Origin of the sequence: Bacillus sp. FSL K6-0069 (genome assembly GCF_038007785.1) — a bacterium.
Lineage (GTDB): Bacteria > Bacillota > Bacilli > Bacillales > Bacillaceae_G > Bacillus_A > Bacillus_A mobilis.
On sequence record NZ_JBBOXN010000001.1, the window covers coordinates 2134598 to 2161550 of the forward strand.

General features: G+C 34.2%; 28 protein-coding genes and 1 pseudogene. 26 read left to right on the top strand and 3 right to left on the bottom strand.

Annotated features, from left to right (window positions below; genetic code table 11):
* Window positions 1-19 precede the first annotated feature (19 nt).
* The 5 genes from MHB74_RS10945 to MHB74_RS10965 all read left to right on the top strand — a co-directional run bounded on the left by MHB74_RS10945 (window position 20) and on the right by MHB74_RS10965 (window position 5333).
* On the top strand, window positions 20-976 hold the full coding sequence (locus tag MHB74_RS10945) for a thymidylate synthase (protein WP_061679530.1): 957 nt from the start codon (window positions 20-22) through the stop codon (window positions 974-976).
* A 19-nt stretch (window positions 977-995) separates the two neighbouring features.
* Entirely contained in the window at window positions 996-1484 is a 489-nt protein-coding gene (locus tag MHB74_RS10950) for a dihydrofolate reductase (RefSeq protein ID WP_061679531.1), read from the top strand.
* A 155-nt stretch (window positions 1485-1639) separates the two neighbouring features.
* Window positions 1640-3625, top strand: coding sequence for a penicillin-binding protein 3 (gene pbpC / locus MHB74_RS10955; protein WP_061679532.1), 1986 nt, complete (start codon window positions 1640-1642; stop codon window positions 3623-3625).
* A 241-nt stretch (window positions 3626-3866) separates the two neighbouring features.
* Window positions 3867-4502, top strand: coding sequence for an FMN-dependent NADH-azoreductase (locus MHB74_RS10960; RefSeq protein WP_061679533.1), 636 nt, complete (start codon window positions 3867-3869; stop codon window positions 4500-4502).
* 111 nt (window positions 4503-4613) lie between these two features.
* Complete coding sequence (locus MHB74_RS10965; RefSeq protein WP_061679534.1) at window positions 4614-5333, top strand: lysophospholipid acyltransferase family protein; 720 nt, start codon at window positions 4614-4616, stop codon at window positions 5331-5333.
* A gap of 39 nt (window positions 5334-5372) precedes the next feature.
* Here the strand turns inward: MHB74_RS10965 and trhA are convergent, their stop codons facing one another.
* Window positions 5373-6029 (bottom strand): PAQR family membrane homeostasis protein TrhA, encoded by a 657-nt coding sequence (trhA, locus tag MHB74_RS10970; RefSeq protein ID WP_061679535.1) that lies wholly within the window; start codon window positions 6027-6029, stop codon window positions 5373-5375.
* Between the two features lie 213 nt (window positions 6030-6242).
* Between trhA and MHB74_RS10975 the strand changes: the two genes are divergently transcribed.
* From MHB74_RS10975 to MHB74_RS10990, 4 genes are all read left to right on the top strand, one after another.
* Window positions 6243-6428 carry a twin-arginine translocase TatA/TatE family subunit gene (locus MHB74_RS10975; RefSeq protein ID WP_000492443.1) on the top strand — a complete coding sequence of 62 codons (186 nt, stop codon included), beginning with the start codon at window positions 6243-6245 and terminating at the stop codon, window positions 6426-6428.
* Between the two features lie 42 nt (window positions 6429-6470).
* Complete coding sequence (gene tatC, locus MHB74_RS10980; RefSeq protein ID WP_061679536.1) at window positions 6471-7214, top strand: twin-arginine translocase subunit TatC; 744 nt, start codon at window positions 6471-6473, stop codon at window positions 7212-7214.
* A 343-nt stretch (window positions 7215-7557) separates the two neighbouring features.
* A complete protein-coding gene (locus MHB74_RS10985) occupies window positions 7558-7809 on the top strand; it encodes a DUF2535 family protein (protein ID WP_000629012.1) in 252 nt (83 codons plus the stop codon).
* 152 nt (window positions 7810-7961) lie between these two features.
* Window positions 7962-8804 (top strand): DegV family protein, encoded by an 843-nt coding sequence (locus MHB74_RS10990; RefSeq protein ID WP_061679544.1) that lies wholly within the window; start codon window positions 7962-7964, stop codon window positions 8802-8804.
* Between the two features lie 196 nt (window positions 8805-9000).
* Here MHB74_RS10990 and MHB74_RS10995 read toward each other — a convergent pair whose 3' ends face one another.
* The gene (locus MHB74_RS10995; protein WP_061679537.1) at window positions 9001-9975 is read right to left on the bottom strand and encodes an MBL fold metallo-hydrolase; all 975 of its coding nucleotides are present in this window, start codon (window positions 9973-9975) and stop codon (window positions 9001-9003) included.
* A gap of 335 nt (window positions 9976-10310) precedes the next feature.
* On the opposite strand from MHB74_RS10995, the gene MHB74_RS11000 reads away from it, so the two are divergent.
* Window positions 10311-10898 carry an SCO family protein gene (locus tag MHB74_RS11000; protein ID WP_061679538.1) on the top strand — a complete coding sequence of 196 codons (588 nt, stop codon included), beginning with the start codon at window positions 10311-10313 and terminating at the stop codon, window positions 10896-10898.
* Between the two features lie 34 nt (window positions 10899-10932).
* Here MHB74_RS11000 and MHB74_RS11005 read toward each other — a convergent pair whose 3' ends face one another.
* Window positions 10933-11397, bottom strand: a complete 465-nt coding sequence (locus MHB74_RS11005) for an Hsp20/alpha crystallin family protein (RefSeq protein WP_061679539.1) — start codon at window positions 11395-11397, stop codon at window positions 10933-10935.
* A gap of 217 nt (window positions 11398-11614) precedes the next feature.
* Here MHB74_RS11005 and asnB point away from each other — a divergent pair, with 217 nt between their 5' ends.
* From asnB to adhP, 16 genes and pseudogenes are all read left to right on the top strand, one after another.
* Window positions 11615-13516 carry an asparagine synthase (glutamine-hydrolyzing) gene (gene asnB, locus MHB74_RS11010; protein WP_000333823.1) on the top strand — a complete coding sequence of 634 codons (1902 nt, stop codon included), beginning with the start codon at window positions 11615-11617 and terminating at the stop codon, window positions 13514-13516.
* A 93-nt stretch (window positions 13517-13609) separates the two neighbouring features.
* Window positions 13610-13969 carry a GNAT family N-acetyltransferase gene (locus MHB74_RS11015; RefSeq protein ID WP_061679540.1) on the top strand — a complete coding sequence of 120 codons (360 nt, stop codon included), beginning with the start codon at window positions 13610-13612 and terminating at the stop codon, window positions 13967-13969.
* Window positions 13970-14017: 48 nt separating this feature from the next.
* Entirely contained in the window at window positions 14018-14347 is a 330-nt protein-coding gene (locus MHB74_RS11020; RefSeq protein ID WP_061679541.1) for a hypothetical protein, read from the top strand.
* A 223-nt stretch (window positions 14348-14570) separates the two neighbouring features.
* Window positions 14571-15926 carry a transposase gene (locus tag MHB74_RS11025; protein WP_340844049.1) on the top strand — a complete coding sequence of 452 codons (1356 nt, stop codon included), beginning with the start codon at window positions 14571-14573 and terminating at the stop codon, window positions 15924-15926.
* A 288-nt stretch (window positions 15927-16214) separates the two neighbouring features.
* A pseudogene (locus MHB74_RS11030) lies at window positions 16215-16547 on the top strand (phosphatase PAP2 family protein); the annotation flags it as partial.
* A gap of 133 nt (window positions 16548-16680) precedes the next feature.
* Complete coding sequence (locus MHB74_RS11035) at window positions 16681-17646, top strand: ABC transporter substrate-binding protein (protein ID WP_061678460.1); 966 nt, start codon at window positions 16681-16683, stop codon at window positions 17644-17646.
* 130 nt (window positions 17647-17776) lie between these two features.
* A complete protein-coding gene (gene dat / locus MHB74_RS11040; protein WP_061678459.1) occupies window positions 17777-18652 on the top strand; it encodes a D-amino-acid transaminase in 876 nt (291 codons plus the stop codon).
* Between the two features lie 98 nt (window positions 18653-18750).
* On the top strand, window positions 18751-19398 hold the full coding sequence (locus tag MHB74_RS11045) for a nitroreductase family protein (RefSeq protein WP_061678458.1): 648 nt from the start codon (window positions 18751-18753) through the stop codon (window positions 19396-19398).
* Window positions 19399-19657: 259 nt separating this feature from the next.
* Window positions 19658-20146, top strand: coding sequence for a hypothetical protein (locus MHB74_RS11050; RefSeq protein WP_061678457.1), 489 nt, complete (start codon window positions 19658-19660; stop codon window positions 20144-20146).
* Between the two features lie 66 nt (window positions 20147-20212).
* Window positions 20213-20467, top strand: coding sequence for a hypothetical protein (locus tag MHB74_RS11055; protein WP_270401656.1), 255 nt, complete (start codon window positions 20213-20215; stop codon window positions 20465-20467).
* 114 nt (window positions 20468-20581) lie between these two features.
* Complete coding sequence (locus tag MHB74_RS11060) at window positions 20582-21130, top strand: cysteine hydrolase family protein (protein ID WP_061678455.1); 549 nt, start codon at window positions 20582-20584, stop codon at window positions 21128-21130.
* 296 nt (window positions 21131-21426) lie between these two features.
* A complete protein-coding gene (locus tag MHB74_RS11065; protein WP_061678454.1) occupies window positions 21427-22329 on the top strand; it encodes a mechanosensitive ion channel family protein in 903 nt (300 codons plus the stop codon).
* Window positions 22330-22650: 321 nt separating this feature from the next.
* Complete coding sequence (locus MHB74_RS11070) at window positions 22651-23748, top strand: sensor histidine kinase (RefSeq protein ID WP_179885539.1); 1098 nt, start codon at window positions 22651-22653, stop codon at window positions 23746-23748.
* A gap of 14 nt (window positions 23749-23762) precedes the next feature.
* On the top strand, window positions 23763-24398 hold the full coding sequence (locus tag MHB74_RS11075) for a response regulator (RefSeq protein ID WP_061678452.1): 636 nt from the start codon (window positions 23763-23765) through the stop codon (window positions 24396-24398).
* A 212-nt stretch (window positions 24399-24610) separates the two neighbouring features.
* The gene (locus tag MHB74_RS11080; RefSeq protein ID WP_061678451.1) at window positions 24611-25465 is read left to right on the top strand and encodes a MurR/RpiR family transcriptional regulator; all 855 of its coding nucleotides are present in this window, start codon (window positions 24611-24613) and stop codon (window positions 25463-25465) included.
* Window positions 25466-25817: 352 nt separating this feature from the next.
* Window positions 25818-26855: an alcohol dehydrogenase AdhP gene (adhP, locus tag MHB74_RS11085; protein WP_061678450.1), complete on the top strand. Its 1038-nt coding sequence runs from the start codon at window positions 25818-25820 to the stop codon at window positions 26853-26855.
* Window positions 26856-26953 lie beyond the last annotated feature (98 nt).

Here is a 26953-nt window from a genome sequence, read left to right on the forward strand (position 1 = left end):
AAAGAAGGTTTTTCTACATATGGAACATGCTGAATATGAATACTTAAATTTATGCCGCCATGTAATGGAGCATGGTACGAAGAAAGAAGATCGTACAGGGACAGGCACTGTATCTGTATTTGGATATCAAATGCGTTTTGATCTAAGTAAAAGTTTTCCTTTATTAACGACAAAGAGAGTACCGTTTCGCCTTGTAGCAAGTGAACTGCTTTGGTTTATGAAAGGTGATACAAATATTCGCTATTTATTGCAGCATAATAATAACATTTGGAATGAATGGGCATTTAAGAGCTGGGTAGAAAGTGACGAATATACTGGTCCTGATATGACTGATTTCGGTCTTCGCTCACAACAAGATGAGGAATTTAAAGTACAGTACGATGAGCAAATGGCAGTGTTTAAAAAGAATGTTTTAGAAGATGATGATTTCTCAAATAAATATGGTTATTTAGGAGACGTATACGGTAAGCAGTGGCGTGCCTGGAAAACGACAGCTGGTGAGACACTTGATCAATTAAAAGATGTAATTGAAATGATTAAAAAAACACCAGACTCACGTCGCCTAATTGTATCTGCTTGGAATCCAGAAGATGTACCAAGTATGGCATTACCACCTTGTCATACGTTATTCCAGTTTTATGTAGCAGACGGTAAACTTTCTTGTCAGCTATATCAAAGAAGTGGGGATATATTCCTTGGAATTCCATTTAATATTGCAAGTTACTCACTACTAACATATTTAATTGCACATGAATGCGGACTTGAAGTAGGAGAATTTGTTCATACAATTGGAGATGCTCACATTTATACGAATCATTTTGAGCAAGTAGAAAAGCAATTGGCACGTGAACCACGTCCATTCCCGAAACTTACATTAAATCCAGATGTGAAATCTGTATTTGATTTTGAAATGGAAGATTTAACGATTGAAGGATATGATCCACACCCAGCAATTAAAGCACCGGTTGCAGTGTAATTGTAGAGGAGATGAAAAGATGATAGTTTCATTTATGGTCGCAATGGACGAGAATAGAGTAATTGGTAAAGATAATAATTTACCTTGGCGTTTACCAAGTGAATTACAATATGTAAAGAAAACAACGATGGGTCATTCGCTTATTATGGGGAGAAAAAACTATGAAGCGATTGGTAGACCACTGCCTGGAAGACGGAATATTATTGTAACTCGTAATGAAGGGTATCATGTTGAAGGCTGTGAAGTAGCACATTCTGTAGAAGAAGTGTTTGAGCTATGCAAAAATGAAGAAGAGATTTTTATTTTTGGCGGAGCGCAAATTTATGATCTCTTTTTACCTTACGTAGACAAGTTATATATAACAAAAATCCATCATGCATTTGAAGGAGATACATTCTTCCCAGAAATCGATATGGCAAATTGGAAAGAAATTTTTGTTGAAAAAGGTTTAACGGATGAAAAAAATCCGTATACGTACTATTATCATGTATATGAAAAGCAACAATAATAATAGAGGTTGATGTGAATATTCGCATCAATCTTTTTATTTATATCCATCAATATTGGTTTATAGATGAGATTCGATAGTGCTATAATGAATGGTAGCATGTAAAAATGCTAATATTTTCTAAAGTATTTGTATAGAAAGAGGAGGAGAATCAATTGAGAAAGATATGGGGGATTCTTTTTCTTTGCTTAACATTCATGTTAGTTGGATGTGGTAAAGAAGAAAAACCACAACAAGCATTTGATACATATGCAAAAGCATGGAATAAACAAAAATTTGCAGAAATGTATGACCAATTATCAGAAAAGGCAAAAAAAGATATTTCAAAGAAAGAATTCACTGAGAAATATGAAAAAATTTATTCTGGCATTGAAGTGAAAGATTTAAAAGTAGAAACAGGGGAAGTAAAAGAAGATAAAAAAGATGAAGGTCCTGTTCCTTTTAAAGTAAGTATGGATACAGTAGGTGGAAAAATCACTTTTGGTCATGAAGCAAAAATGGTGAAAGAAAAAGATGGAGATAAAGAATCTTGGAAAGTAGATTGGACTCCTGATTTTATATTCCCAGGTATGACGAAAGATAGTAAAGTGCGTATGCAAACGACGCAGCCGAAGCGCGGAGAAATATATGACCGTAATGGTAAATATCTTGCAGTAAATGGTAAAGCTTCTGAAATCGGATTGATTCCTGAACAGTTAGGTGATGCAGCTCCGCAAACGAAAGAAACGGTAGCAAAGTTGCTAAATATGTCTGTCGAAGAAATTGATCAAAAACTAGCAGCGAAATGGGTAAAACCAAATTACCTTGTACCAATGGGAATATTGCCTGAAGGAGCAACCCAAAATACGTACATAGATTTACCTGGTGTTGCAACAAAGCCAGTAAATGTTCGCTCATATCCATTAGGAGAAGAAGCAGCACATCTTACTGGCTATATTGGAAAAGTGAATGCTGAAGATTTAAAAACGCTACAAAAGAAAGGCTATCAAGCAGATGATCCAGTAGGTAAAGCTGGTTTAGAGCAAGTACTGGAAGAACAGCTACGTGGTAAAAAAGGCGGCCGTGTCTTTATAGAAGATGCACAAGGAAAAGAAATTAAAAATTTAGCAAAAACAGATGCTGTTGATGGAGAAAATGTAACTTTAACGATTGACAGTGCAGTTCAAAGCGAAATTTATAATGAAATGAAAAATGAAGTAGGGTCAAGTGCAGCCATTAATCCAAAGACTGGAGAAACACTTGCACTTGTGAGCACGCCAGCTTATAACCCAAATACCCTTACAAGAGGTGCTTCAAAAGCGCAACGTGACGCGGTAAATAATGATCCGAAAAAACCGATGACGAATCGATTTACACAATTATCAGTTCCAGGATCTGTATTTAAGCCTATTACAGCTGCAATCGGTCTTGAAACGAAAACAATTGATCCAAAAGAAGAGTTGAAAATAGAAGGATTGAAATGGACAAAAGATTCTTCTTGGGGTAATTATTATGTAACGCGTGTAAAAGATGCGAATCCGATTGATTTTGATAAAGCGATGAAATACTCGGATAATATTTATTTCGCACAAGAAGCTTTGAAAATCGGAAAAGATAAATTTATGAGTGAAGCGAAAAAATTCGGATTCGATGAGAAACTCCCAATTGAATATGGATTCCCAGCTTCTAAAATTGCAAATGATGGTATTAAAAACGATATTCAAATGGCAGACACAGGTTATGGACAAGGGCAAGTGTTAATGACGCCACTCCATCTAGCATTAACGTACGCACCAATTGTTAATGATGGAAACATACCTTCTCCATATATTATTAAAACAGATAAGCAACCAAAAGTTTGGAAAGAGAATGTCATTTCAAAAGGAAACCAGGATATTTTAAAAACTGCTATGACGAAAGTAATTAATGATCCAGATGGTACTGGGAAAATTGCTAAAATTGATGGTAAGACGCTTGCTGGAAAAACAGGTACAGCGGAATTAAAAGTATCAAAAGAGGCCGAAGGAAAAGAGCTAGGCTGGTTCGCTGCATTTGATTTGAATTCACCAGATATGGTCATTACAATGATGATTGAAGATGTAAAAGGTAGAGGCGGAAGTAACATTCCAGCTGAAAAAGTGAAAAATGTTTTTCAAAAATAATATGTAATAAAAGGCTATCTCTATCATTTGTAGAGGTAGCCTTTTTGTATGGGAAAATCATGATATCTGTATACCGAATTTTACAGAAACAAAATAAATCATTAACTTACGAAAAAAAAGTAGCTATTTTTTATTGACATCTCATATAACTTTTTGTATTATACTTACATAAGGTAAGTTATTTACTTTCGAATTATAAATCTCAAATTAAAGATAAAATGTTTAAAAGGGAGAGAATACAATGACAAAAGTACTATTTATTACAGCAAATCCAAATTCAGCAGAAGGTTCTTATGGAATGGCAGTAGGGGAAGCTTTCATCGAAGCTTATAAAAACGAACATCCACAAGACGAAGTTGTAACAGTTGATCTATTCAACACTACAGTACCAGCAATCGATGCAGATGTATTCGCTGCTTGGGGTAAATTTGCAGCAGGTGAAGGCTTTGAAACTTTAACTGAAGTTCAACAACAAAAAGTTGCAGCAATGAACACAAACTTAGAAACATTTATGCATGCGGATCGTTATGTATTCGTAACTCCAATGTGGAACTTTAGCTATCCACCAGTAGTAAAAGCATACTTAGATAACGTAGCAATTGCAGGTAAAACATTCAAGTATACTGAAAATGGTCCAGTTGGCTTATTAGAAGGCAAAAAAGCACTTCACATTCAAGCAACAGGTGGCGTTTATTCTGAAGGAGCATACGCATCTGTAGACTTCGGTCGCAATCACTTAAAAACAGTATTAGGATTCGTTGGTGTAAATGATACTGAATATATTGCAGTTGAAGGTATGAATGCAAACCCTGAAAAAGCACAAGAAATTAAAGAAGCAGCAATTGCTAATGCTCGTGAATTAGCAAAACGTTTCTAATATAGAATGTTTAAAAATGTCCAAACAACAGGTGTTTGGACATTTTTTCTTCTTTTTCCTTCGTTTGTCTAGTATAATGAAGGTCGGAATGATAATAGGTGGGGGTTCTGTATGATTCAAACGTTTTTTAAAATCTTTTATTTAATTTTAATCGTAATTGCGATTACACCGAGAATGTGGCGTCTCAAAAGACAAGTAAATACGATGTCGCCACAAGAAAAAGATAATGTTGTGTACAAAACGACAAATTGGTTTGGTAAGAAAATGGTACGTGTAGCTGGATCTACAGTTGAAGTAAAGGGACTTGAAAATGTTCCAAAAGATAAGCCGGTACTAGTTGTAAGTAATCATCAAAGTAATATGGATATTCCTGTATTATTAGGTTACTTAAATAAACCAATTGGATTCGTTTCAAAAGCAGAGATTAAGAAGTTCCCAGTTGTACCAACTTGGATGGAACTTATGAATTGTGTATTTATGAATCGTAATGATCGTCGTCAATCTCTTCAAGCGATTAAAGATGGAATTGAACTATTAAAGAATGGACATTCGATCGTAATCTTCCCAGAAGGAACGAGAAGTAAGGGTGGCGAAATTGGAGAGTTTAAGGCTGGGAGTTTTCACCTTGCAGTAAAATCTGGTGTAGCAATCTTACCTGTAACATTAGATGGGACATATAAAATGTTTGAAGCGAATGGAAATCGTATGAAACCAGCTCATGCAACAGTAACAATTTCTAAGCCGATTACACCTGAAGAGTATGCGAATATGGATATTAAAGAGTTAACGAAGCATACACAAGATGTTATCGCATCACAATTACATAATTAATAAAAAAGGTTTCAGCTTGATATAAGCTGAAACCTTTTTTTATGCTGTAGGTAAAACATAAAAGAGTACGCAGAAGAACATCATCGCACTACCACCTAAAACGAAAAGATGCCAGATGGCATGATTGAAAGGTAACTTTTCCCAAAGGAAGAATATAGCCCCTACAGAATATAAAATTCCGCCCGCTAAAAGTAGTGAAAAACCATGTCCAGTTAGATTTTCATACAGTGGTTTAATTGCAACGATTATGAGCCACCCCATGATGATATAACATAATGTTGATGCTTTAATAAAGCGGCGTACAAAGAAAATTTTAAAGACGATACCTCCGATTGCTAGTGTCCATATTATAGCGAGTAACGTCCAGCCTAATGGTCCACGAAGAGTAATCAGTAAAAAAGGAGTATATGTGCCAGCAATTAATAAATAAATGGCTGAGTGATCTAGTATAGTAAATAATTTTTCTACTTTTGGATGGTGGATGCTATGTAACAATGTCGAAAACAAATACAGTAAGAACATACTTACACCATAAACCGTAAATGCAACTACAGCAGATGCAGTACCATGCTTAGAGGCATGTATAATCAATATGATTAAGGCAGGGATGCTTAAAATGGCACCGATACCATGTGTAATTGCATTTGCAATTTCTTCTTTCACAAATTGTGTCATTCGTGTCATTTTTTCAGTCATAATGCAAATCCTTTCTACTATCATAAAATAATATGTCGTTTCCCTTACCATATCATACACAAGAGCAATAGAAAATGAAATTTGTATAATTGATTATATTTTTGAATTTTTTTGACAAAAGGCAATGGTTTTGTTGACGTTTTCAAACTTTTTTGACAAAATAAAATTATGCAATAGTAGGACAAGGAATCTACTAATAAAGGGGATGGAGAAATGTTTTCAAATATTGGCTTTCCAGGATTAATTTTAATTTTAGTAGCTGTACTCATTTTATTTGGGCCGAAAAAATTGCCGGAAATCGGAAAGGCTTTAGGGGAAACGTTAAAAGAATTTAAAAAATCAACGAAAGAATTGACTGATGATGCATTTCAAGAGAAGGAAAAGAAAGAAAAAATGTAATGAATTTTCCTTGTAATGGATAAATAAAGTGTGGTGAACGAGATGGAAGATCGGGAAATGAGTGTAGTAGAACATATAGTTGAGCTTCGCAAACGAGTAATATATACAGTGCTATCCTTTGTGCTATTTTTAATTGTTGGATTTACTTTTACGAAGGATATTTATTTTTGGCTTGTAAAAGATTTACCAATGAAATTAACTGTTCTCGGTCCAAGTGATGTATTGTGGATTTTTTTCTCGATTGCTACAGTATTTGCTATCGTTTGTACAATTCCTTTTGCTGCTATACAAATTTGGTTATTTGTAAAACCGGGTTTACATCCAAATGAACAAAAAATGACAGTAATGTATATACCGGTATTGTCTATATTATTTATTGCAGGTTTATGCTTTGGATATTTCATTGTAATGCCATTTTTATTTCATTTTCTAACCACGATAGGTAATGAAATGTTTAATACGATGTTTACGACAGAAAAGTATTTTCATTTTGTTCTTAATTTAACAGTTCCATTTGCTGTAATTTTTGAATTACCTGTAGTCGTAATGTTTTTAACGAGTATTGGACTATTGACGGCGGAATTTCTAATAAAAATAAGAAGGTATGCATACGTAGCATTGATTATCATTGCATCGTGTATATCACCGCCAGATTTTTTATCTCATAGTTTAGTTGCGGTACCACTTATTTGTATTTATGAAATTAGTATCGCTTTATCAAAGATTGTTAGTAAGCGAAAAAAGAAAAGAGAAGAAGACATACAGTCGAAAAGTGCCTCGTTATAAAGGCACTTTTTTTATTTAGTTGTTATACTATAGCTATAAACGTATACAATATATAGAAGAAAAAAATTATAGAATCTCCAAAATTTAGACAAACTTTGCGCTTTTATATGTTTATACTGAATGTATTAAGCAATTTACGGATAACGAGATCCTCGTCTTATCGGCTATTTAGGATGGGGAATGAATTAGGTGGAGATGAATAGGGTATAAATCTTCTAACCATAAGGACTACAGGGATTGTCCAAGGATACTTTTGTATTCATAGGAGTCTCCACTTTAAACAAAGTGTTACAGCGTAAAGTAGAGGAAGTTCAAAAATCCAATGAAAAAGAGGATTGATATTGTGATTACGAAAAGTTTTTATTTCACTCATTCAACAGGGGATTGTATAAAAATATTCGAGATCCCTGTCCTACAGGCGCAGCATCCATTATCGTTTCTAATTCAGTCTCGTCTTCAATTATTTATTGCAAAAATTCAAAAACAAAAACACCCAAGATTTTCGTATTCTTTCCGTGAATATTTACAAAATTGTTTGAAGTGGAATGATTATTTAAATGTATATAAAACAAATACTCTCGAAAAAAATGCATGATATAGAGTGTGGACAGGGTTTGGAGCCCTGTCTTTTTCATTTTAGATATAAAAATATAATTAATTTGATTAAATTTCGTTCCAAATTGTTGAAAGCAATGGGAATACTAGTATAATAACAAGGAGAGCGTATTGGAAAGGGAAGAATATAATATGCAAAAAATTAAAATTGTAACAGATTCAACGGCGGATTTATCACAAGAGGTAATTGAGAAGTATGACATTCATGTTCTACCATTATCAATCTCTGTAAATGGACAAACATATTTAGATCGCGTTGATCTACAACCTGATGAATTTATTGAAGAAATGATTAAATCAGAGGAATTACCAAAAACATCACAACCAGCAATGGGTACATTTGTAGAAATGTATGACAAGTTAGGCGAAGATGGAAGTGAAGTACTTTCCATTCATATGACAAGTGGAATGAGTGGTACTGTTGCAACTGCGAATAGTGCTGCAACGATGACTGATACAAAAGTAACAGTTGTTGATTCTCAATTTATTACACATGCTTTAGCATATCAAGTAATTGAAGCTGCAAAAATGGCAAATGAAGGGCGCTCACTAGAAGATATTATAAAGCGAATTGATGAAGTGAGAAAAAATACTCGCTTATATGTAGTTGTAGATACATTGGAGAACTTAGTGAAAGGTGGACGTATTGGTAAAGGAAAAGCATTTATCGGTTCTTTACTGAACATCAAACCAATTGCTAACCTTGAAGGTGGAGCATACAATCCAGTGACAAAAGTTCGTAGTCAAGGGCAGATTGTAAAGACACTAACAAAAATATTTGAACAAGATACAGCAGGAAAGTCTATAAAAGCTGTTGCAATTCCGCATGCAAAAGCAATTCCATTAGCTGAAAGTGTAAAAGCAGCGGTTGAAAAAGTGAGTGGATTTACTCAATCAGAAATTTTCTATACAACACCTATTATTAGTACTCATACAGGTCCGGGTGCAATCGGATTTATGTATTTAGCAGAGTAATAAAAAGCTACTTGAAACTTATTTCAAGTAGCTTTTTATGTGAATAGAAAGTAAGAAATAAGAAGGGCTATACAGGCACTACCGCTAATGATATAGCGAGTCTGCAAATATTCATTCATAGAAAACACCCACTGATTAAAGTTTCACTTTATGATTTTCTATAGTATATGTTGGATATTGAAAATAAGTAGTTACGTTATACTTGTAATGTTTCAATTTTTTCATTTGTTTGCTTATCATTTGTTACGCTATTATAAGTGAAAGTTTGGCCTAAAAAGAGTACATGCAGTTGTTCCCACGGTAACATACGTAAATTCCAATTATTTCGAAGCCTTGTTACTGCCTCGCGAGGTGTTTCATCTGCGAGTGCAAAAGCTCCGTAATGCATTGGTATAAAGTGTGTAGCGTTTAAGTCTAAATAAGCTTGCACAGCCTCCTCAGGTGAAACGTGAGATATTTTCATAAACCATTCTGGTTCATAAGCTCCAATTGGCATAAGAGCAATATCAATTGAAAAGCGTTTACCAATTTCTTTGAAACCTTGGAAATAGCCACTGTCACCACAAAAATAAATGGTTTCTTTCGTTGTTTCATTATTAATAATCCACCCACCCCAGTGAGATGTATTCATATCAAATAAGGATCTTCTCGTCCAGTGCTGGGCAGGGACAAAGTGAAAGGAAACAGCACTAATTGTTGTATTTCCCCACCAATTATACTCTTCTACGTTAGTAAATTTTTTGCGAGTAAATAATTTTTTCAGCCCAATAGGTACAAGGTATAAAACATCATCATTTAGCTGGCGAAGTGTTGAAAAATCTAAATGATCATAATGACCGTGCGAAATGAGGACAATATCAATTTTAGGTAGTTCTTGTATAGAAAGACCAGGTTCCGTAAGTCTAGGAACTAATTTTAATTTTGAAGCCCATACTGGATCTGTTAATATATTTAATCCATTCATTTGGATAAGGAATGTGGAATGACCAATCCAAGTTACAGTCGTCTTTTCAAAGTTGTTTTGTAGGAATTTACTTTGTTTAACAGGTGATTGTTCTACTAAAAAAGAAAAATCCTTTTTATTTTGTTTTCGCTCTTTTCGCCAACGTAGGAAGGAACGAATTGATTTTTTTGTGCTTACATTATCCATATTTTCATAACGTTTTGTCATGAACATCACCTCATTTAAAATCGTTGTAATTGTATTGTACCGAAATGTTGTTAAGGAATACAGTGTATAACATGGATGAATGTTTAAGGTATTGTTAAAAAATAGGGGGATACATTTACAAAAGTAACAATTAAGTTCGTTTTGCAGCTTCTATTTAGAGAAATAATAGTAAAAAAATAAATTTTGTCTAGTAATTGGCTTGAAATAAAGAAGTAACATACGTAAATTCGTACGATTTCGTGAACAAATGTAGTAAACAATTTTCTCGTAGTGTTAACTTTTGTTATGATAAACATAACCTATTTAAATTTAGGATAGAGAAAAGAGGTTTATAAATGAAGCGTTATCAAAAAGTAATTGGTCTTATGGTTGTATTTTGTCTCTTTGTACTTGCTGGATGTAGTGGATCAGGTTCAAAGCTTCGTAAACCACTGAATTGGGATTTAGAAACTTTCCAATTTACAAATCAAGATGGAAAGTCATTTGGTACAAAAGATTTAAAAGGAAAAGTTTGGGTTGCTGACTTTATGTTCACAAATTGCCAAACAGTTTGTCCACCAATGACTGCTAATATGGCAAAACTGCAAAAGATGGCAAAAGAAGAGAAATTAGACGTTCAGTTTGTTTCGTTTAGTGTAGATCCAGACCTTGATAAGCCGGAGAATCTAAAGGCTTTCATTCAAAAATTTACAGAGGATACTAGTAACTGGAACTTATTAACGGGTTATTCGTTAGAAGATATTACAAAGTTTTCAAAAGATAATTTCCAATCACTTGTAGATAAACCTGAGAATGGTCAAGTTATACATGGAACATCATTTTATCTAATTGATCAAAACGGAAAAGTAATGAAGAAGTATAGTGGCATTAGTAATACGCCGTACGAAGACATTATACGTGATATGAAGCGATTAGTGGATTAAAAAGAAGGGTGCAAAGCACCCTTCTTTTTTTACATTAGTCTATGGATAAAATGTCATGTTGTTGTGGTAACTTTGGCGCTCGAATTTCTAACACGCCGTTTTGATACGAAGCTTTCGCTGCTTTTTTATTAATTGAGTACGGTAATTTAATCAATCTTGATGCCTCTGAAATGGAACGTTCTCGGCGATAATAGTTATGAGATGTTTCTTCTTCGGTCTCTTCAAGTATCTCTTCTTTTACAGAGACTTTTAAGTATTCACTTTGTATTTCAATTTGAATTTGTTCTTTTTGTATACCTGGTAGTTCAGCTGTAACAACGAGTTCTTCACCAACTTCATATAAATCTACAGGGAATGTTAATAAACGGTTTCCTTTTTGGAAAAAATGATTTAAATCAGCGATTACATTGCGAAGTGGTGTTTGCTCGAAGAAATCATCAATTTGCTTTAAATAATTGCGAACCGGTGGGCGAGAAGTGTCTTTTTTTTCTTCACTCATGGTATTCCCTCCTAGAAATCAATTTGCAATATCATATGACAAAAGCGGAGAAAGGTGATTGCCTAGTTTTCATGTTTTCATAAAAAATTGTTAAAAATGTGAAATGGAGTGATTTTTTTATAGTTTTTGGTCGCCATATTCAATTGATTATGCTAGTATAAATAGGGTTGATATAGTAGTATATAGACAGAATGAAAACTGAAAGAGGGTAAGAAGTATGTGTGGTTTTGTAGGATGTTTATGTGAAAACCCTAGAGAGTTTTCAGAAACAGAAAAACATCAATTTGAAAATATGAACACGATGATTTTCCACCGCGGTCCAGATGACGAAGGATATTTTCGTGATGAACATGTACAATTTGGCTTCCGCCGTTTAAGCATCATTGACTTAGAGGCAGGACATCAGCCGCTAACTTATGAAAATGATCGATATGTAATTATTTTTAATGGTGAAATTTACAACTATGTAGAATTACGTGAAATGTTACTTGAAAAAGGTGCAACGTTTGCAACGCAATCTGATACAGAAGTTATCATTGCATTGTATGCACATATGAAAGAAAAATGTGTAGACTATCTTCGCGGTATGTTTGCATTTATGATTTGGGATCGTGAAGAGAAGAAACTTTTCGGTGCACGTGACCACTTTGGTATTAAACCTTTATACATTGCACAACAAGGTGATACTACATTCTTCGCATCTGAGAAGAAAAGTATTATGCATGTGATGGAAGATAAAGGCGTTAATCCAACGTCACTACAACATTACTTTACGTACCAATATGGTCCAGAGCCAGAAACATTAACAATTGATGTTAATAAAATCGAGCCTGGTCATTATTTCGTAAAAGAAGTTGGTAAAGAGATGGAAATCCATCGTTACTGGAAACCTTATTTCAATGCTTCAAGCGCAACGAAAGAGGAGCATATCCAAGCAATTCGTGATGTGTTATATGATTCAGTAAAAGTGCATATGCGCAGTGATGTACCAGTAGGTTCATTCTTATCTGGTGGTATCGATTCATCTATTATCGCTTCTATCGCAAGAGAAATGAATCCAAATCTTTTAACATTCTCTATTGGTTTTGAACAACGTGGCTTCAGTGAAGTTGATGTTGCAAAAGAAACTGCTGAGAAATTAGGCGTTAAAAACCATAACGTATTCATTTCAGCGAAAGAGTTTATGGATGAGTTCCCAAAAATCATTTGGCATATGGATGATCCTTTAGCAGATCCAGCAGCTGTACCATTGTACTTCGTTGCAAAAGAAGCACGTAAGCATGTAACAGTTGTTCTTTCAGGTGAAGGTGCAGACGAGCTATTTGGTGGGTATAACATTTATCGTGAGCCAAACTCACTAAAAATGTTCTCTTACATTCCTAGCCCAGGTAAGAGCGTTCTAAAAGCATTAAGTGGTGCTCTTAAAGAAGGCTTTAAAGGAAAGAGCTTCTTAGAGCGCGGATGTACGCCAATTGAAGAGCGTTACTATGGAAACGCGAAAATCTTCCGTGAAGAAGAGAAAGTTGAATTAATGAAGTATTACAATGAAAGTGTTAACTATATGGATATCACGAAACCATTGTATAACGAAATTAAAGATTATGATGATGTAAGCAAAATGCAGTACATTGACATGTTCACATGGTTACGCGGTGACATTTTATTAAAAGCTGATAAAATGACAATGGCAAACTCATTAGAACTTCGTGTACCGTTCTTAGATAAAGAAGTATTCGATGTTGCATCTAAAATTCCAACTGAATTTAAGATTGCTAACGGAACTACGAAAGCTATTTTACGTGAAGCAGCACGCGGAATCGTTCCAGATCACGTATTAGATCGTAAAAAACTTGGATTCCCAGTACCAATTCGTCACTGGTTAAAAGACGAAATGCATGATTGGGCTATCAATATTATAAACGAGAGTAAAACAGAGCATTTAATCGACAAACAGTATGTATTAAACTTACTGGAAGCACATTGTGCAGATAAAGGCGATTATAGCCGTAAAATTTGGACTGTACTTGCGTTTATGGTATGGCATCAAATTTATGTTGAGCATAAATACGATACGAATAAGTTCCACGAAGAAACGAAACGTGCGTATAGCTTAGTTTAATTAGAAAAACCTTAAGATCGCATACGATCTTAAGGTTTTTTTCATAAATAGAACGAATTATTGATACAATAATAGTAAAAGGATGGACAACATATGATTACGTTTGAAAAAGTAAATGTAGAAAATGAAAACGTTGTTAAAGAAATGTTTCGCTCACATAGTTTAAGTGAGAATCAGGTACAGTATTGTGTGAAAGTTGATGATACATATATTGGTGTAATAGATTATTGTGTTCAAGAGGAGAGTGTGGTTTTATTTCAGTTAATAATTCACTTTGATTATCAAAGTTACGGTTATGGAACAAATACGTATTTTACATTTGAAACGATGATGAAAGAAAGAAATGTGAAAGAGATAAAAGTAATACAAACGGAATTAACGGAACAAGCTAAATCTTTCATAGAGAGCTTTGGTTTTAATGAAGAAGATGGAATATATGTGAAGAAAATATAACGATGCGTAGTTATGCGGGATAAATATAAGGCAGGTGGATATATGACGATGACTTCTGGTCTTGTATTAATTGGAGGGTGTTTTCTTGTAGCAGAGCTAATCCATATGTTCATTCGAAAAAGAATGAATAAGAAGAAAAAGCCGTATGAATTACAATATGCCCCTGTGTTTTTCCTTTTATTTTGTATGCTGATTACATTACAAAACGTGACGAACTTCCCGCCGCTTATAAATATTTTTTTAAAGTTCGGTTTGCTGTATAGTAGCACTGGAATAGCTCTTTTATTCCTTTTGTTTTGCATACGTTATATTCACTATCAATCGTATATATTTATTTTAAATTGGTTAAAGCAAAATGATAGAAACCGCCTTATATAAGGCGGTTTTTTTATCTTCTTGCCGTCAGTCAATAAGGCTGAACTCTTTTGTTTCGCTTATAACAATTTTCCTGGGGGAATGTTTGTTTCTTTTTGTCTTACGATATGTCGGAAATAAGGAGGGAATATATCTTAAGATAACGAAATTGGATAATCATAATCCTTTTATTACTTGCACCAAAAGGAATGAATAAGTTAATTCTTTAAGAAAGGTGGTGAAAACAATGGCTAAAAAGAAAGCAGTGAAAGTATTACGGAAACAAAAGAAAAGAGAAACGCTGCGACGTTTCACGCAGAAGCAAAATATCGGACGAGCTTGCCTAACTGCAAAAGAATTTCGCTTATTGCAACGCATGTCACATAGTTCAAAAGCATTACGAAATGTTGGATTGTACACGATTAAACAAAGTTATTTGAACCATAATAAAATGGCTACTGTAAAAGAAGTGGACACCGCCATGCAAGCTGATATGAACTACTGGGGCATTCAATCAAATTCTGTTCAAGCGATTCGTAGAGTCTTATTTACAGAAGTGAAGAGCTTTTTTAAAGCAATGGAACAGTGGAAGGGAAATCCTGAGAAGTTCACAGGGCGTCCGAAGTTTCCGAATTATTCTCGTTCAACGGACAAACGAATTATTGAAATCTATCAAGTACCCAAAGTGGATGAGAACGGGTATTGGATGATTCCGATGAGTGTTGTGTTTAGGCAAAAATTCGGTTCCATTAAAATACGTATGCCAAAAAACATAAGAAATAAAAAAATCTCTTACATTGAGATTGTACCGAAGCAAAAAGGTCGGTTCTTTGAGGTGCATTACACATATGAACTGCACGTTTCTCAAATGAAGAAACAATCCACGACTACGAGTAACGCTTTGAGTTGCGATTTAGGTGTAGATAGATTAGTAAGTTGCGTGACAAATACAGGTGATACATTTTTAATTGATGGGAAAAAATTAAAATCCATTAACCAGTACTTCAACAAAAAGATACGTAATTTACAGCAAAAAAATATTGAAAACGGAATTTCAAAACGCGTTGTAACGAATAAAATGGCTGCACTTTGGCATAAACGAGAAAAGCAAATAAATGGTTACATTTCACAAACGGTAGGCCTGTTGTTCAAAAAAGCGAAAGAATTCGATATAGATACGATTGTCGTAGGGTATAACGCTGGATGGAAACAAAAATCTGATATGGGAAAAAAGAATAATCAAACATTTGTACAAATCCCGTTTCATAAACTGATTGCAGCAATTGAGAATAAATGTATAAAAGAAGGCATCCGATTTTTCAAACAAGAAGAAAGCTATACTTCAAAAGCTAGTTTTCTTGATAAAGATCCGGTTCCAGTTTGGACTAAGGATGATAAGACATATTATCACTTTAGTGGCAAACGAATGACTCGTGGTCTGTACCAAAGTAAAGCTGGAAGATGTATTCATGCGGATATTAACGGTGCATTGAATACCTTGAAAAAATCAAAAGTTATAGAATTGGATGAAAATCTTAAAGTGAAAACGCCGATTCTATTAGAAGTGCAAAAACGTAAGGCTGTTGCTTCATGCATAGCTTAGTGGGTGCGTCAACCATCCATGTGTACTCGACTTGTCGGGGCTTGTAGCACACGCCAGATTCATCTGAGTGGTGGCTTCTTTCACAAGGAAGAACTGCTCTTTTTCGAAAGGGTGGTGCAAGTGGGAAAACAATCGTTCGTTGCCAGTACCAACCAAAAACATACTTGGGGTGTTACCATAAGGTGGCACGAATGCTAGAGCGTCAACTGTCTAGAGATAGACGAAAAGACCTAGCGTTCGAACTCAAGCCCCCACTGAAATGTTTCATCTCAGTGGGGGTAGTTGACATTGTTACAACGAATTGTAGTGGCTGCTTCACTCATTATGTATTTCATGACAGACCAAATAGATAATTTAAAGTTGCTTGGAGTTTTGACAGGTGCTACGATTGGTATCATATTATAGAATCGTTTTATCAAAATGAATAGAAATAATAATTTTAAAATACAAGTAGTAAAAACAGTAATAGGTTTTAGTTCTATGTTCATGATACAGCTCATACTAAAAAAAGTAATACCTGATATGTATTATTTACGTTATGTGCTCACTGGAATTACAATTACATTCTTATGTCCGTTTCTTTTTCATATGTTACGGTTAAAAAATATGGATAACAAATAAGTAATAGTTTGAATAAAAATAAGGTCTAAATTATATATATTGAAAAAGTTTTCTGATATATGTATTGACAATGTATGATATATACATTAGTCTTGTGAATGTAATTGAAAATCATTTTCAAATAGGGGGATTTATGACGCGCACTAAAAATATTCTTATGCTTGGCGTTATGTTACTAATGGTCATAATTGCAGGGTGCAGTAAAGAAGAAGAGAAGAAAAATAAAGGTACATCAGCTAAAGCAAAAGATTCATATACGATAAAACATGCAATGGGTGAAACGACAGTAAATGGTACGCCAAAAAGAGTTGTTGTTTTAACAAATGAGGGTGCTGAGGCACTTTTAACTGTTGGGGTAACGCCAGTTGGAACGACAAAACCACGTGCTGGTGATGAATGGTATCCTCATTTAGCGAAAGAATTAAAAAATACGAAAGTAGTAGGAACTGAGCGTGACATTAATTTAGAGGCGGTAATGAAGCTTCAACCGGATCTAATTATCGGAAATAAAATGCGTCACGAAAAAATATACGAGCAGTTAAAAGAAATCGCACCAACAGTATATACTGAAACATTGCGCGGTGATTGGAAAGAAAACTTTACGCTATATACAAAAGCTGTAAATAAAGAAAAAGAAGGGCAAAATGCTCTAAATGATTATAAAAAGCGTATTGCAGCAATAAAAGAACAATTAGGTGATAAAATTAACTCTAAAGTTTCCATTCTTCGCTTCGTACCAGGTGATGTTCGTATTTATCAAAAAAATTCATTCTCAGGCGTTGTATTAAATGATATTGGATTTAAACGACCACCACTACAAGATAAAGATGAATTTGCGATAAAAGGAATTACAAAAGAGCAAATTCCAAATATGGACGGGGACTATGTATTCTATTTCACATCTGATAAAGATGCGGATAAGAATAATGAAGGAAACACGTTAGCGAAAGAATGGACAGAAGATCCACTCTTTAAGCAGTTACAGGCTTCTAAAGATAATAAAGTATTCCAAGTAGATGAAGTGATTTGGAATACAGCAGGTGGTATTGTAGCTGCAAATCTTATGTTAGATGATATTGAAAAATATTTTCTAAAATAAATGAACGGTCGAGTACATCACTTTAAATGGGTGATGTGCTTTTTTATTTATAAAATACAGAAAATTCCTTCTTTTGAATGCGGATAAGTTGTACAATTAAACCAATCATGGAATAAAGGAGTGGGAATAAATGAAAGCTACTCATAAAGATTGGATTTTGTTTAACGGAAGAATGGTAAATACGAAGGAAGAACAGCCGATGATTCCATTAGAGGAGAGAGGCTTTCAATTTGGAGATGGTATATATGAGGTATTCAGACTATATGATGGGAAGCCACATTTATTAGATTTACATTTAGAACGATTCTTTAATTCTATGGAAGAAATAAAACTAATTCCGCCGTTTACTAAGGAAGAGTTAGTGGAAGAGTTACATCAAATGATTGAAAAAAATCAATTTCAAGAAGATGGGAATGTATATTTGCAAATATCAAGAGGTGCTCAAGCACGTAATCATGTGTATGAATCAAATATGGAGCCAACATATTTTGCAAATATAGTTTCGTTTCCAAGGCCAATTACTGCAATGGAACGAGGAATAAAAGTTACTGTAGAAGAGGATATACGCTGGAAGTTCTGTCATATAAAATCTTTAAACCTGCTACCTAATATTATGATTAAAAATAAAATAAACGAACAAGGCTATCAAGAAGCGATATTAGTACGAGATGGAATTGTAACGGAAGGGTGTCATTCAAATTTCTTTATGGTGAAAAAGAATAAATTAATTACACATCCGGCTGACAATTTCATTCTCCACGGCATTACACGTCAATTCGTTATTACATTAGCGAAAGAGTTACATATTGAAGTAGAAGAACGAGAATTTTCACTACAAGAAGTATTTGAAGCTGATGAGTGCTTCTTCACAGCGACACCACTTGAAATATTCCCAGTCGTTCAAATAGGTGATGAACAGTTTGGAACCGGGGGAAGAGGCCCAATTACAAAGAAACTCCAAGTTGCATATGAAGAAAGTATTCGTTTGTTTAAAGTTACGAACTAATATTGAAGAAAAAAGCTGGTATTCCTCCAGCTTTTTTTCATGATATAATTCAAGCATAGGACAAGATTTGAAAACGCTGTAAAAAGGGGATTTAATGTATGAATTATGAAGATTTTAAAGAAGTAATTCACGGTAGACGAAGTGTTAGGAAGTTCACAGAACAAGAAGTATCCACTAGTGATATAAAAGAAATTATTGATTGTGCTCGTTATGCACCGAGTGATACGAACTCACAAACTTGGGAGTTTTTGGTCATAATGAACCGAGAGAAAATTAAAGAAATTGAACAAATGACATGGGATGCATTACATAAACTTGCGGTAAAAGCGGCAGAAAACGGAGAAGAGAAAGCAGGGAAATTACTTACACGTTCTTTCGGACCATATGCGACAGCTTTCTCGGAGGCACCAGTATTAATCGTGTGTTTGGCAACACCATATGAATCAAAATTTCGCGAAAAGATATTTGATCCAATTGCTTTTGTTCCAGATTCAGTTTGGGAAGAAGAAGGGATTAAGAGTAGCTGTTTAGCAGCACAAAATTTAATGTTAGCTGCGCATGCGAAGGGGCTTGGTACTTGTCCGATGACAGGACCGGTATTGTTAGCTCAAGATGAACTACGACAATATTTACAAATTGAGTCTGAAAAACAAATAAATATGGTTATTTCACTCGGTTTCCCGAAAGATAAGCCGAAGAAACTTCCAAGAAAAGAAGTAGATGAGATTACAACATTTGTTTTTTAAAGCTCAAAATAAAAAGACATTGTATGAACAATGTCTTTTTATTTTGGACAGGTATGTAATTAATCTGTTGGGCTAAAATGATAGATAAGAGGGAATTACTATTTATTTCATAAAAAAAATTAATGTTCTATTAAGGAAAGTATGATACATTAATCGTGAGCAATATTCTATTTGTTCATGAAAGTGTTGAAAGTAGTCTTAAAATTTAAAAGTTATTTTTGTATAATAAATTATAATGAAATGACAGGGGGGATGAATTTTGAAAAAATTCATAATCACTGGATTGTCTGTATTGTTACTAGCTGGTTGCGGTACTCCACAGGAAAAAGAGGGTACACAATCAAAGCAGGAAGAAAAGGTTGTAAACGCGAGTAATGAGAATATAGTTTTATTTCCTGAGGGAGCAGTGCCAATTGGAGAAGGAAAAGTAAAAGTTATTACACCAGATGGCACGTCTGAGAATGGTAATATACCGGCTGTATTCATCAAAAAGGATACTTTAATTCAACATGTTGAATTAGAGCTTTCTAATTTTCAAAACGATAAAGAAACGTTTGTATTTGTAGATCAAGTATATGCAGATAAATATCAAGTCACTAGTACAACACAGACAACAGTACAATTAAAAGAAAAGATGCTTGAGACAGGTAGCCATACGATTACTGCAGTTCAGTATGAAAACAATGACCCGAAAGGAAAGGTTATTAGTTTTAATCAAGCAACATTTGAAACAAAACCTGCGACTTAAGTAAGGATAAAAAGCACATTACTCAAAAAGTAGTGTGCTTTTTTGTTTGGACTAGCGGATGTAATACTGAATAACTTGTTTCGTTTTCTAATAAGATTAAGTAGGAAGAACTCACTTGTTATTACTATGGCAGAGAAAGAGTTTGGAGGTGTGAATGGATGTATTCGTATCGCCTTGATTAGTATGATGATGTCAGTAATTTGGTTTTCGATACAAGGGGCTATTCAAATTACATTCAATTATCAAATTCATGATTTGTTAATAGGAGCTATTTGTTTTATCATTATTTATCCATTATATGATAAACTCGGATTAAGGTAAGTTTTAAAAGAGAAATGTAGGTATTTCATTTGAAATGTCGAATAGTACATACGATGTCGTAATAACAAATTTTCTATTGTTTACTGTGAAACAGAAGAAGGGGAGAGAGTAGTTATGAAACGAGCTCTTATTAATATTGATTATACATATGATTTTGTAGCTGAAAAAGGTGCTTTAACTTGCGGGAAACCAGGGCAAGAAATTGAGAAGGAAATTGTACATATAACGAAGCAATATATTGAAAATGGAGATTACGTTGTCTTTGCGATTGATAAACATGAAGAAAATGATGTATATCATCCAGAATCAAAGTTATTCCCGCCTCATAATATAGCAGGTACAAAGGGAAGAGATTTGTTTGGGGAATTACAAAATGTGTACGAAACATTTAAAAATGCAGAGAATGTATATTATATGGATAAAACACGATATAGTGCATTTGCAGGAACAGACTTAGAGATGAAGTTAAGAGAAAGAGGAATAGAAGAAGTTCATCTTGTTGGTGTTTGTACTGATATTTGTGTTCTTCACACAGCAGTAGACGCTTATAATAAAGGATTTAAAATTGTAGTTTATGAAAAAGCAGTTGCATCTTTTAATGCGCAAGGACATGAATTTGCACTTGGACATTTTAAGTCATGCTTACATGCAGAAGTAAAGTAAAAAAGAGGCCTTTAAAAAGGTCTCTTTTTACGTTATAGCCCATTGTAAGAAACCTCCGCGAGTCGAAATGTATTCAAATGAACAATTCGGCGTTGTGTTAATATTCCCCTTTTTGTTTAGGGAAGTATTGAAGTCTCAAAATAAAGTCACTTATAAAAAGTTGTATTGTTATCTCCCTTTAGTGGATGAAAAAGGGTATATTTATAGAAGAAAGTGTAACAAGTAATAAGGAAATCAAAAGGTATAACAATAAATTAGTTTTTCATGAAATTTTCATTAGTTAAGGGTGTGGATGGATGAGTTTATTAACGTATACTGAAGAATTTTTTAATTATGTAAGAGAGTTTTTACTTTTAAGATTTTTACTATTTGCTTTAGTTCTAATTATTATCTCATTTGTAATCAACCGTATTATTGATTGGTTTTTTAGGAAATCAAGCTTTTTTGATGAAGAGGTAGAGCAAACGATTCAAAGTGTGATTCGATCTATTTTTAGATATATCATTATCATCAGTCTAATCATATATTTAATTAGCCAATTTGTAGATATAAAAAGTATCATTGCAGGTGCAGGGATAGCGGGGGTTGTTATCGGTTTTGCTGCACAACAGATGCTAAAAGATGTTATATTAGGCTTTGCGCGATTAGCGGACAAAGAGTTTCGTGTTGGCGATTTTGTTACTTTTAATGGAACAAATTCAGGAACGATTGAGGAAATTAGTATTCGTTTTATGCAAATTCGTGAATGGTCAGGAAAACTCCTAACTATACCACATGGAGAGATTAGAACGATACAAAATTTTAATAAAGGATGGATGCGCGTAATTGAACGGATTACGGTAAGTTATCAGGAAGATCCTACAAGAGTTAAGGAATTGTTAGAAGAAGTTTGTGTAAATTGTAATGAAAAATTGGCTCCGAGTCTTTATAAAGTAGAGGATGAAGCTGTTGAGCCATTTAAATATGTTGGTGTTACAGATTTAAATCCGAATCTTAAATACGTTGGATATGAATTTTGTATTACAGGTTTAATAAAGCCAGAAGATTATTTTGAAACTTCTAGACAAGTAAGGTTTGAATTAATGTCTATGTTTCATAAGAATCAAGTGCAGATGCCAGCAGCAAATATGGTCATTACTGCTGAAAGCTTACAGCATGCTCGTGCTGGACAATCTTTATCCCACTTTAATGGGCAATAAGATCCCCACCTCAAAATTCAGCGAAAGCAAAGAATTTAGGTGGGGGATCAACTGCCCATAAAAGTCCGATTGGTGAGGGCTAATAATCAGTGGGGATGAAGAAAAACCCCACTGATTAAAGTTTCACTTTATCGGACAGTTAAAGTAGAACAGTTTGTTAACAAAAATTCTGCATCCAACATTGGATAGAAAAATATTAATAAAATGATTGAGATAAAGAAAGAGCCGAAGGAATTTGGCTCTTTTTAATTTGTAGAATTTAGAAATTTCTTAATGTTATAATGGTAGTTGGTGATGAGAATGAACTTTGAAGAAAAAGAGATGCATCGTTTAGAAGCATTAAAAGCAATTGCTGAATTATTAAATGAAGCAACAGACTTACAGGACATGTTAGAAAAAGTGTTACATACATTGTTACAAGTTATGAATTTAGAAACAGGGTGGATCTTTTTTATTGATGAAAGTGGAAAGCACCGTATGCTTGTAGATCAAAACTTACCTCCAGCTCTTACTTGGCAAGAGAAGAAGCCAATGTGTGAAGGAGACTGTTGGTGTGTAGAGCGTTTTGTGAATGGCAGATTGGAAAAAGCAACAAATATTATTGAATGTAAGCGAATAGAGGATGCGATTGAATGTAATTGGGGAGAGACAGAAGATGTAACGCATCATGCGACAATTCCTCTTAGGTCTGGATCGGAGAAATTTGGTCTATTAAATGTGGCTTCGCCTCAAAAAACACATTTTTCAGAAGAAGAATTAGCATTATTAGAATCGATTGCATTTCAAATAGGTACGACAATACAACGTATTCAGTTAGTAGAAAAAGAACGTAAATACGTAGTGGTAGCTGAAAGAAATCGATTAGCTCGTGATTTACATGATTCAGTAAAACAATTGTTATTTTCTATTATGCTAACAGCAAAAGGTACTCTAAACATGACGCAAGATAGAGACTTGCAAGAGATGTTAAGTTATATTGGAGAATTATCACAGGAAGCATTACAAGAAATGACACTTTTAATTTGGCAATTAAGACCGGAAGGGTTAGAGAAAGGTTTAGCAGAAGCAATTAAAAATTACGGGAAGTTGTTAGGGATTTTTGTGGAAGTTCGAATTGATGGAATGGTTTCAATTGGGGATGAAATAGAAGAAGTCTTATGGCGTATTAGTCAAGAAGCAATACATAATTGTAAAAAACATGCTTCATGTGAAAAGGTAAATGTTCTTTTAAAAATAGAAAATAACCAGCTATATTTTTACATAGAGGATAACGGAATAGGATTTATACAAGATAACGTAAGAGAGACAGCGCTCGGTTTAAAAAGTATGAAGGAACGTATTCAGTTAATGAAGGGATCGTTTCAAATAAAAACGGAGTTGAAAAAGGGTACGAAAATTGAAATTCAATTGCCGGTTTGAAGGGGAGAATAAGGTTGAAGATTAAATTACTTTTAGTTGAGGATCATCATATCGTTCGAAGAGGACTTGTATTCTTTTTGAAAACGAGAGAAGAATTTGAAATTATTGGGGAAGCAGAAAATGGGGAAGAGGCATTAACATTCGTCCAAACAAAAAGGCCAGATATAGTATTAATGGATCTATCAATGCCGAAGATGGATGGTATTGAAGCAACAAAACGAATAAAAAAGTATGATGAGACAATAAAGATACTTATATTAAGCAGTTTTTCAGAGCAAGATTATGTTTTACCAGCACTAGAAGCTGGAGCAGATGGTTATCAATTAAAAGAAGTACAACCTGAGCAACTTGTAGCTTCTATCATTGCAGTACAGGAAGGGAATGCGAATTTTCACCCGAAAGTAACACCAGCACTCTTAGGACGGTCAGCGGTTAAAAAAGAAAAAGAAAACCCTTTTTCCATGTTAACGAAAAGAGAGCAAGAAGTACTTCGTGAAATTGCGAAAGGGAGAAGCAATAAGGAAATTGCAGCAGAGCTTCATATTACAGAACAAACTGTAAAAACACATGTTTCAAATGTTTTAGCTAAGTTGGAAGTAGATGATCGTACGCAAGCTGCATTATATGCGGTGAAACATGAGAAGAAATAATATTAAGTATGAATAAAATAGTCATATGTTATGACAGAATACATAGAAGCAATTAAAAATGTATAGTGATTCTGAATAAAGGTTTTTCTTCTTTCAATAATTAGGTACAATAAGGTGAAACTTTAATCAGTGGGGGGCATTCCCACTGATTATTAGCCCGCAACAATTGGTTTTTTATGGGATAAGGATGCGATGGAAGGAGAAGATATGCTATGCCAGGTACAAGAAATGGGCTTGGAAAGATTCAGGCTTCGGTAAACGGTTTATCACCGAAATTGCGAAGTATTGCTGAACATATTTTGAAACATCCACAAGATGTTGTACATAAATCTATTACAGAATTAGCTGAAATTACGAATAGCTCCGAAGCTACGATATTCCGCTTATGTAAGCATCTTGGTTTTCAAGGGTTTCAAGATTTAAAGATTACATTAGCTCGTGAAATTGTACATACTCCAATGCAAAATATTCATGAAGAGGTATCGGCGGAAGATAGTATGGTAACTGTTGCTAAAAAAGTTTTTCATTCGCATATTACAGGACTGCAAGATACATTACATTTGCTAAACGATACAGCACTAGAGCAAGCGGTAAAAGTATTGCAAGATACAAGCCATATTGAGTTTTATGGAAATGGTGGTTCCGGAATTATTGCGATGGATGCATATCATAAATTTATGAGAACAGGTATTTCTTGTATTGCTCATACAGATTCACATTTTCAAATTATGGGTGCGGGTTTACTAACTAAAGAAGCAGTCGTCATTGCAATTTCTCATTCTGGTAGCAATAAAGGGTTACTGGAAGCGTTAGAAGTAGCAAAAGCAAGGGGAGCTCGCATTATTGCAATTACGAGCTATCAGAAATCAGCATTAAGTCAACTTGCTAATATTACTTTATATACTTCAACACGTGAGACGGAATTCCGCACAGAAGCAAGTTCATCAAGATTAGCACAGTTAAGTTTAATAGATACTTTGTACGTTGGATTATCGTTACAACGACAAGAAGAAACGTTGCAAAATTTACAAAGTATACGTGAAACAATTTCGATGAAACGAATATAAAAGGTCCTTCAATTGAAGGGCTTTTTATATTGGGCAATAGTCTTTTGTGAAAATTTGATGATTATAATTTCCTGTTTTAAAAAATCTGTATTAATGGAGTCTTATACTCCCACGTAGAGTTCTAATAAACTATAAATAAATGCAATTTCGGTTTTCCCCTCAAATAAACATTTGGTTAATAATTCAAATATTGTTCAATATTTAACAATATGCTTTTAAAATTACATGTTATGATGAACGTGTAATGATGATTGAACATTTAAATTTGGCATAATGATTAGCCAAATCAGTGAAGACAGAAGTTTTGAGATGTACTCATTAAAATTCTAAAACACTAAAGGGGAGATCACATATGAAAGCAGTAGTAGTTAATAAAAATAGTAAAGCAAACATTGAAGTTATTGAAAAGGAATTACGTCCGTTACACTCAGGTGAAGCGTTAGTAGATGTAGAGTATTGTGGAGTTTGTCATACTGATTTACACGTTGCAAATCATGATTTTGGAAACACAGATGGCCGTATTCTTGGTCATGAGGGTGTAGGTATTGTTACGAAACTTGCTGATGATGTTACTTCACTAAAGATAGGTGATCGTGTAAGTATTGCATGGATGTTCCAATCTTGTGGACGTTGTGAATATTGTGTAACTGGTAGAGAAACATTTTGCCGTGAAGTTAAGAATGCTGGTTATTCAGTAGATGGTGGTATGGCGGAGCAATGTATTGTTACAGCTGACTATGCGGTGAAAGTACCAGAAGGATTAGATCCTGCTCAAGCATCATCAATTACATGTGCGGGCGTAACTACATATAAAGCAATAAAAGTATCACATATTAAACCTGGTCAACCTATCGTCATCTATGGTTGTGGTGGATTAGGTAACCTAGCTATCCAATATGCTAAAAACGTATTTGGTGCTAAGGTAATTGCAGTAGATATTAATGATGATAAATTAGCCTTAGCAAAAGAGGTTGGCGCTGATATGACTATCAATCCAATTTCTCAAGGTCCTGCTGATAAGATTGTGCAAGACGAGTTTGGTGGTGCTTATGCTGCTGTAGTAACAGCTGTTTCTAAAGTAGCATTCAACTCAGCAGTTGATGCAGTACGTGCTTGTGGTAAAGTCGTTGCAGTCGGTTTACCAGTAGAAACTATGGATTTAAACATTCCGCGACTTGTATTAGATGGAATAGAAGTAGTTGGTTCTCTAGTCGGTACTCGTAAGGACTTAGAGGAGGCGTTCATGTTCGGTGCAGAAGGAAAAGTAGTGCCGGTTGTTCAAACTTGTTCTCTAGATAAAGTACAAAATGTATTCGAAGAAATGGAACAAGGTAGAATTCAAGGACGTATGGTAATCGATTTTAAACAGCATAATTGTGATTGTAAATAATTCACTTTAAATATAAAGAATATGAGTCTAGCAAAGGACATTAAAAAGTTAGATGGCATAAAGAAGCTGATCCCTGCATTCAACAAGGATCAGCTTTT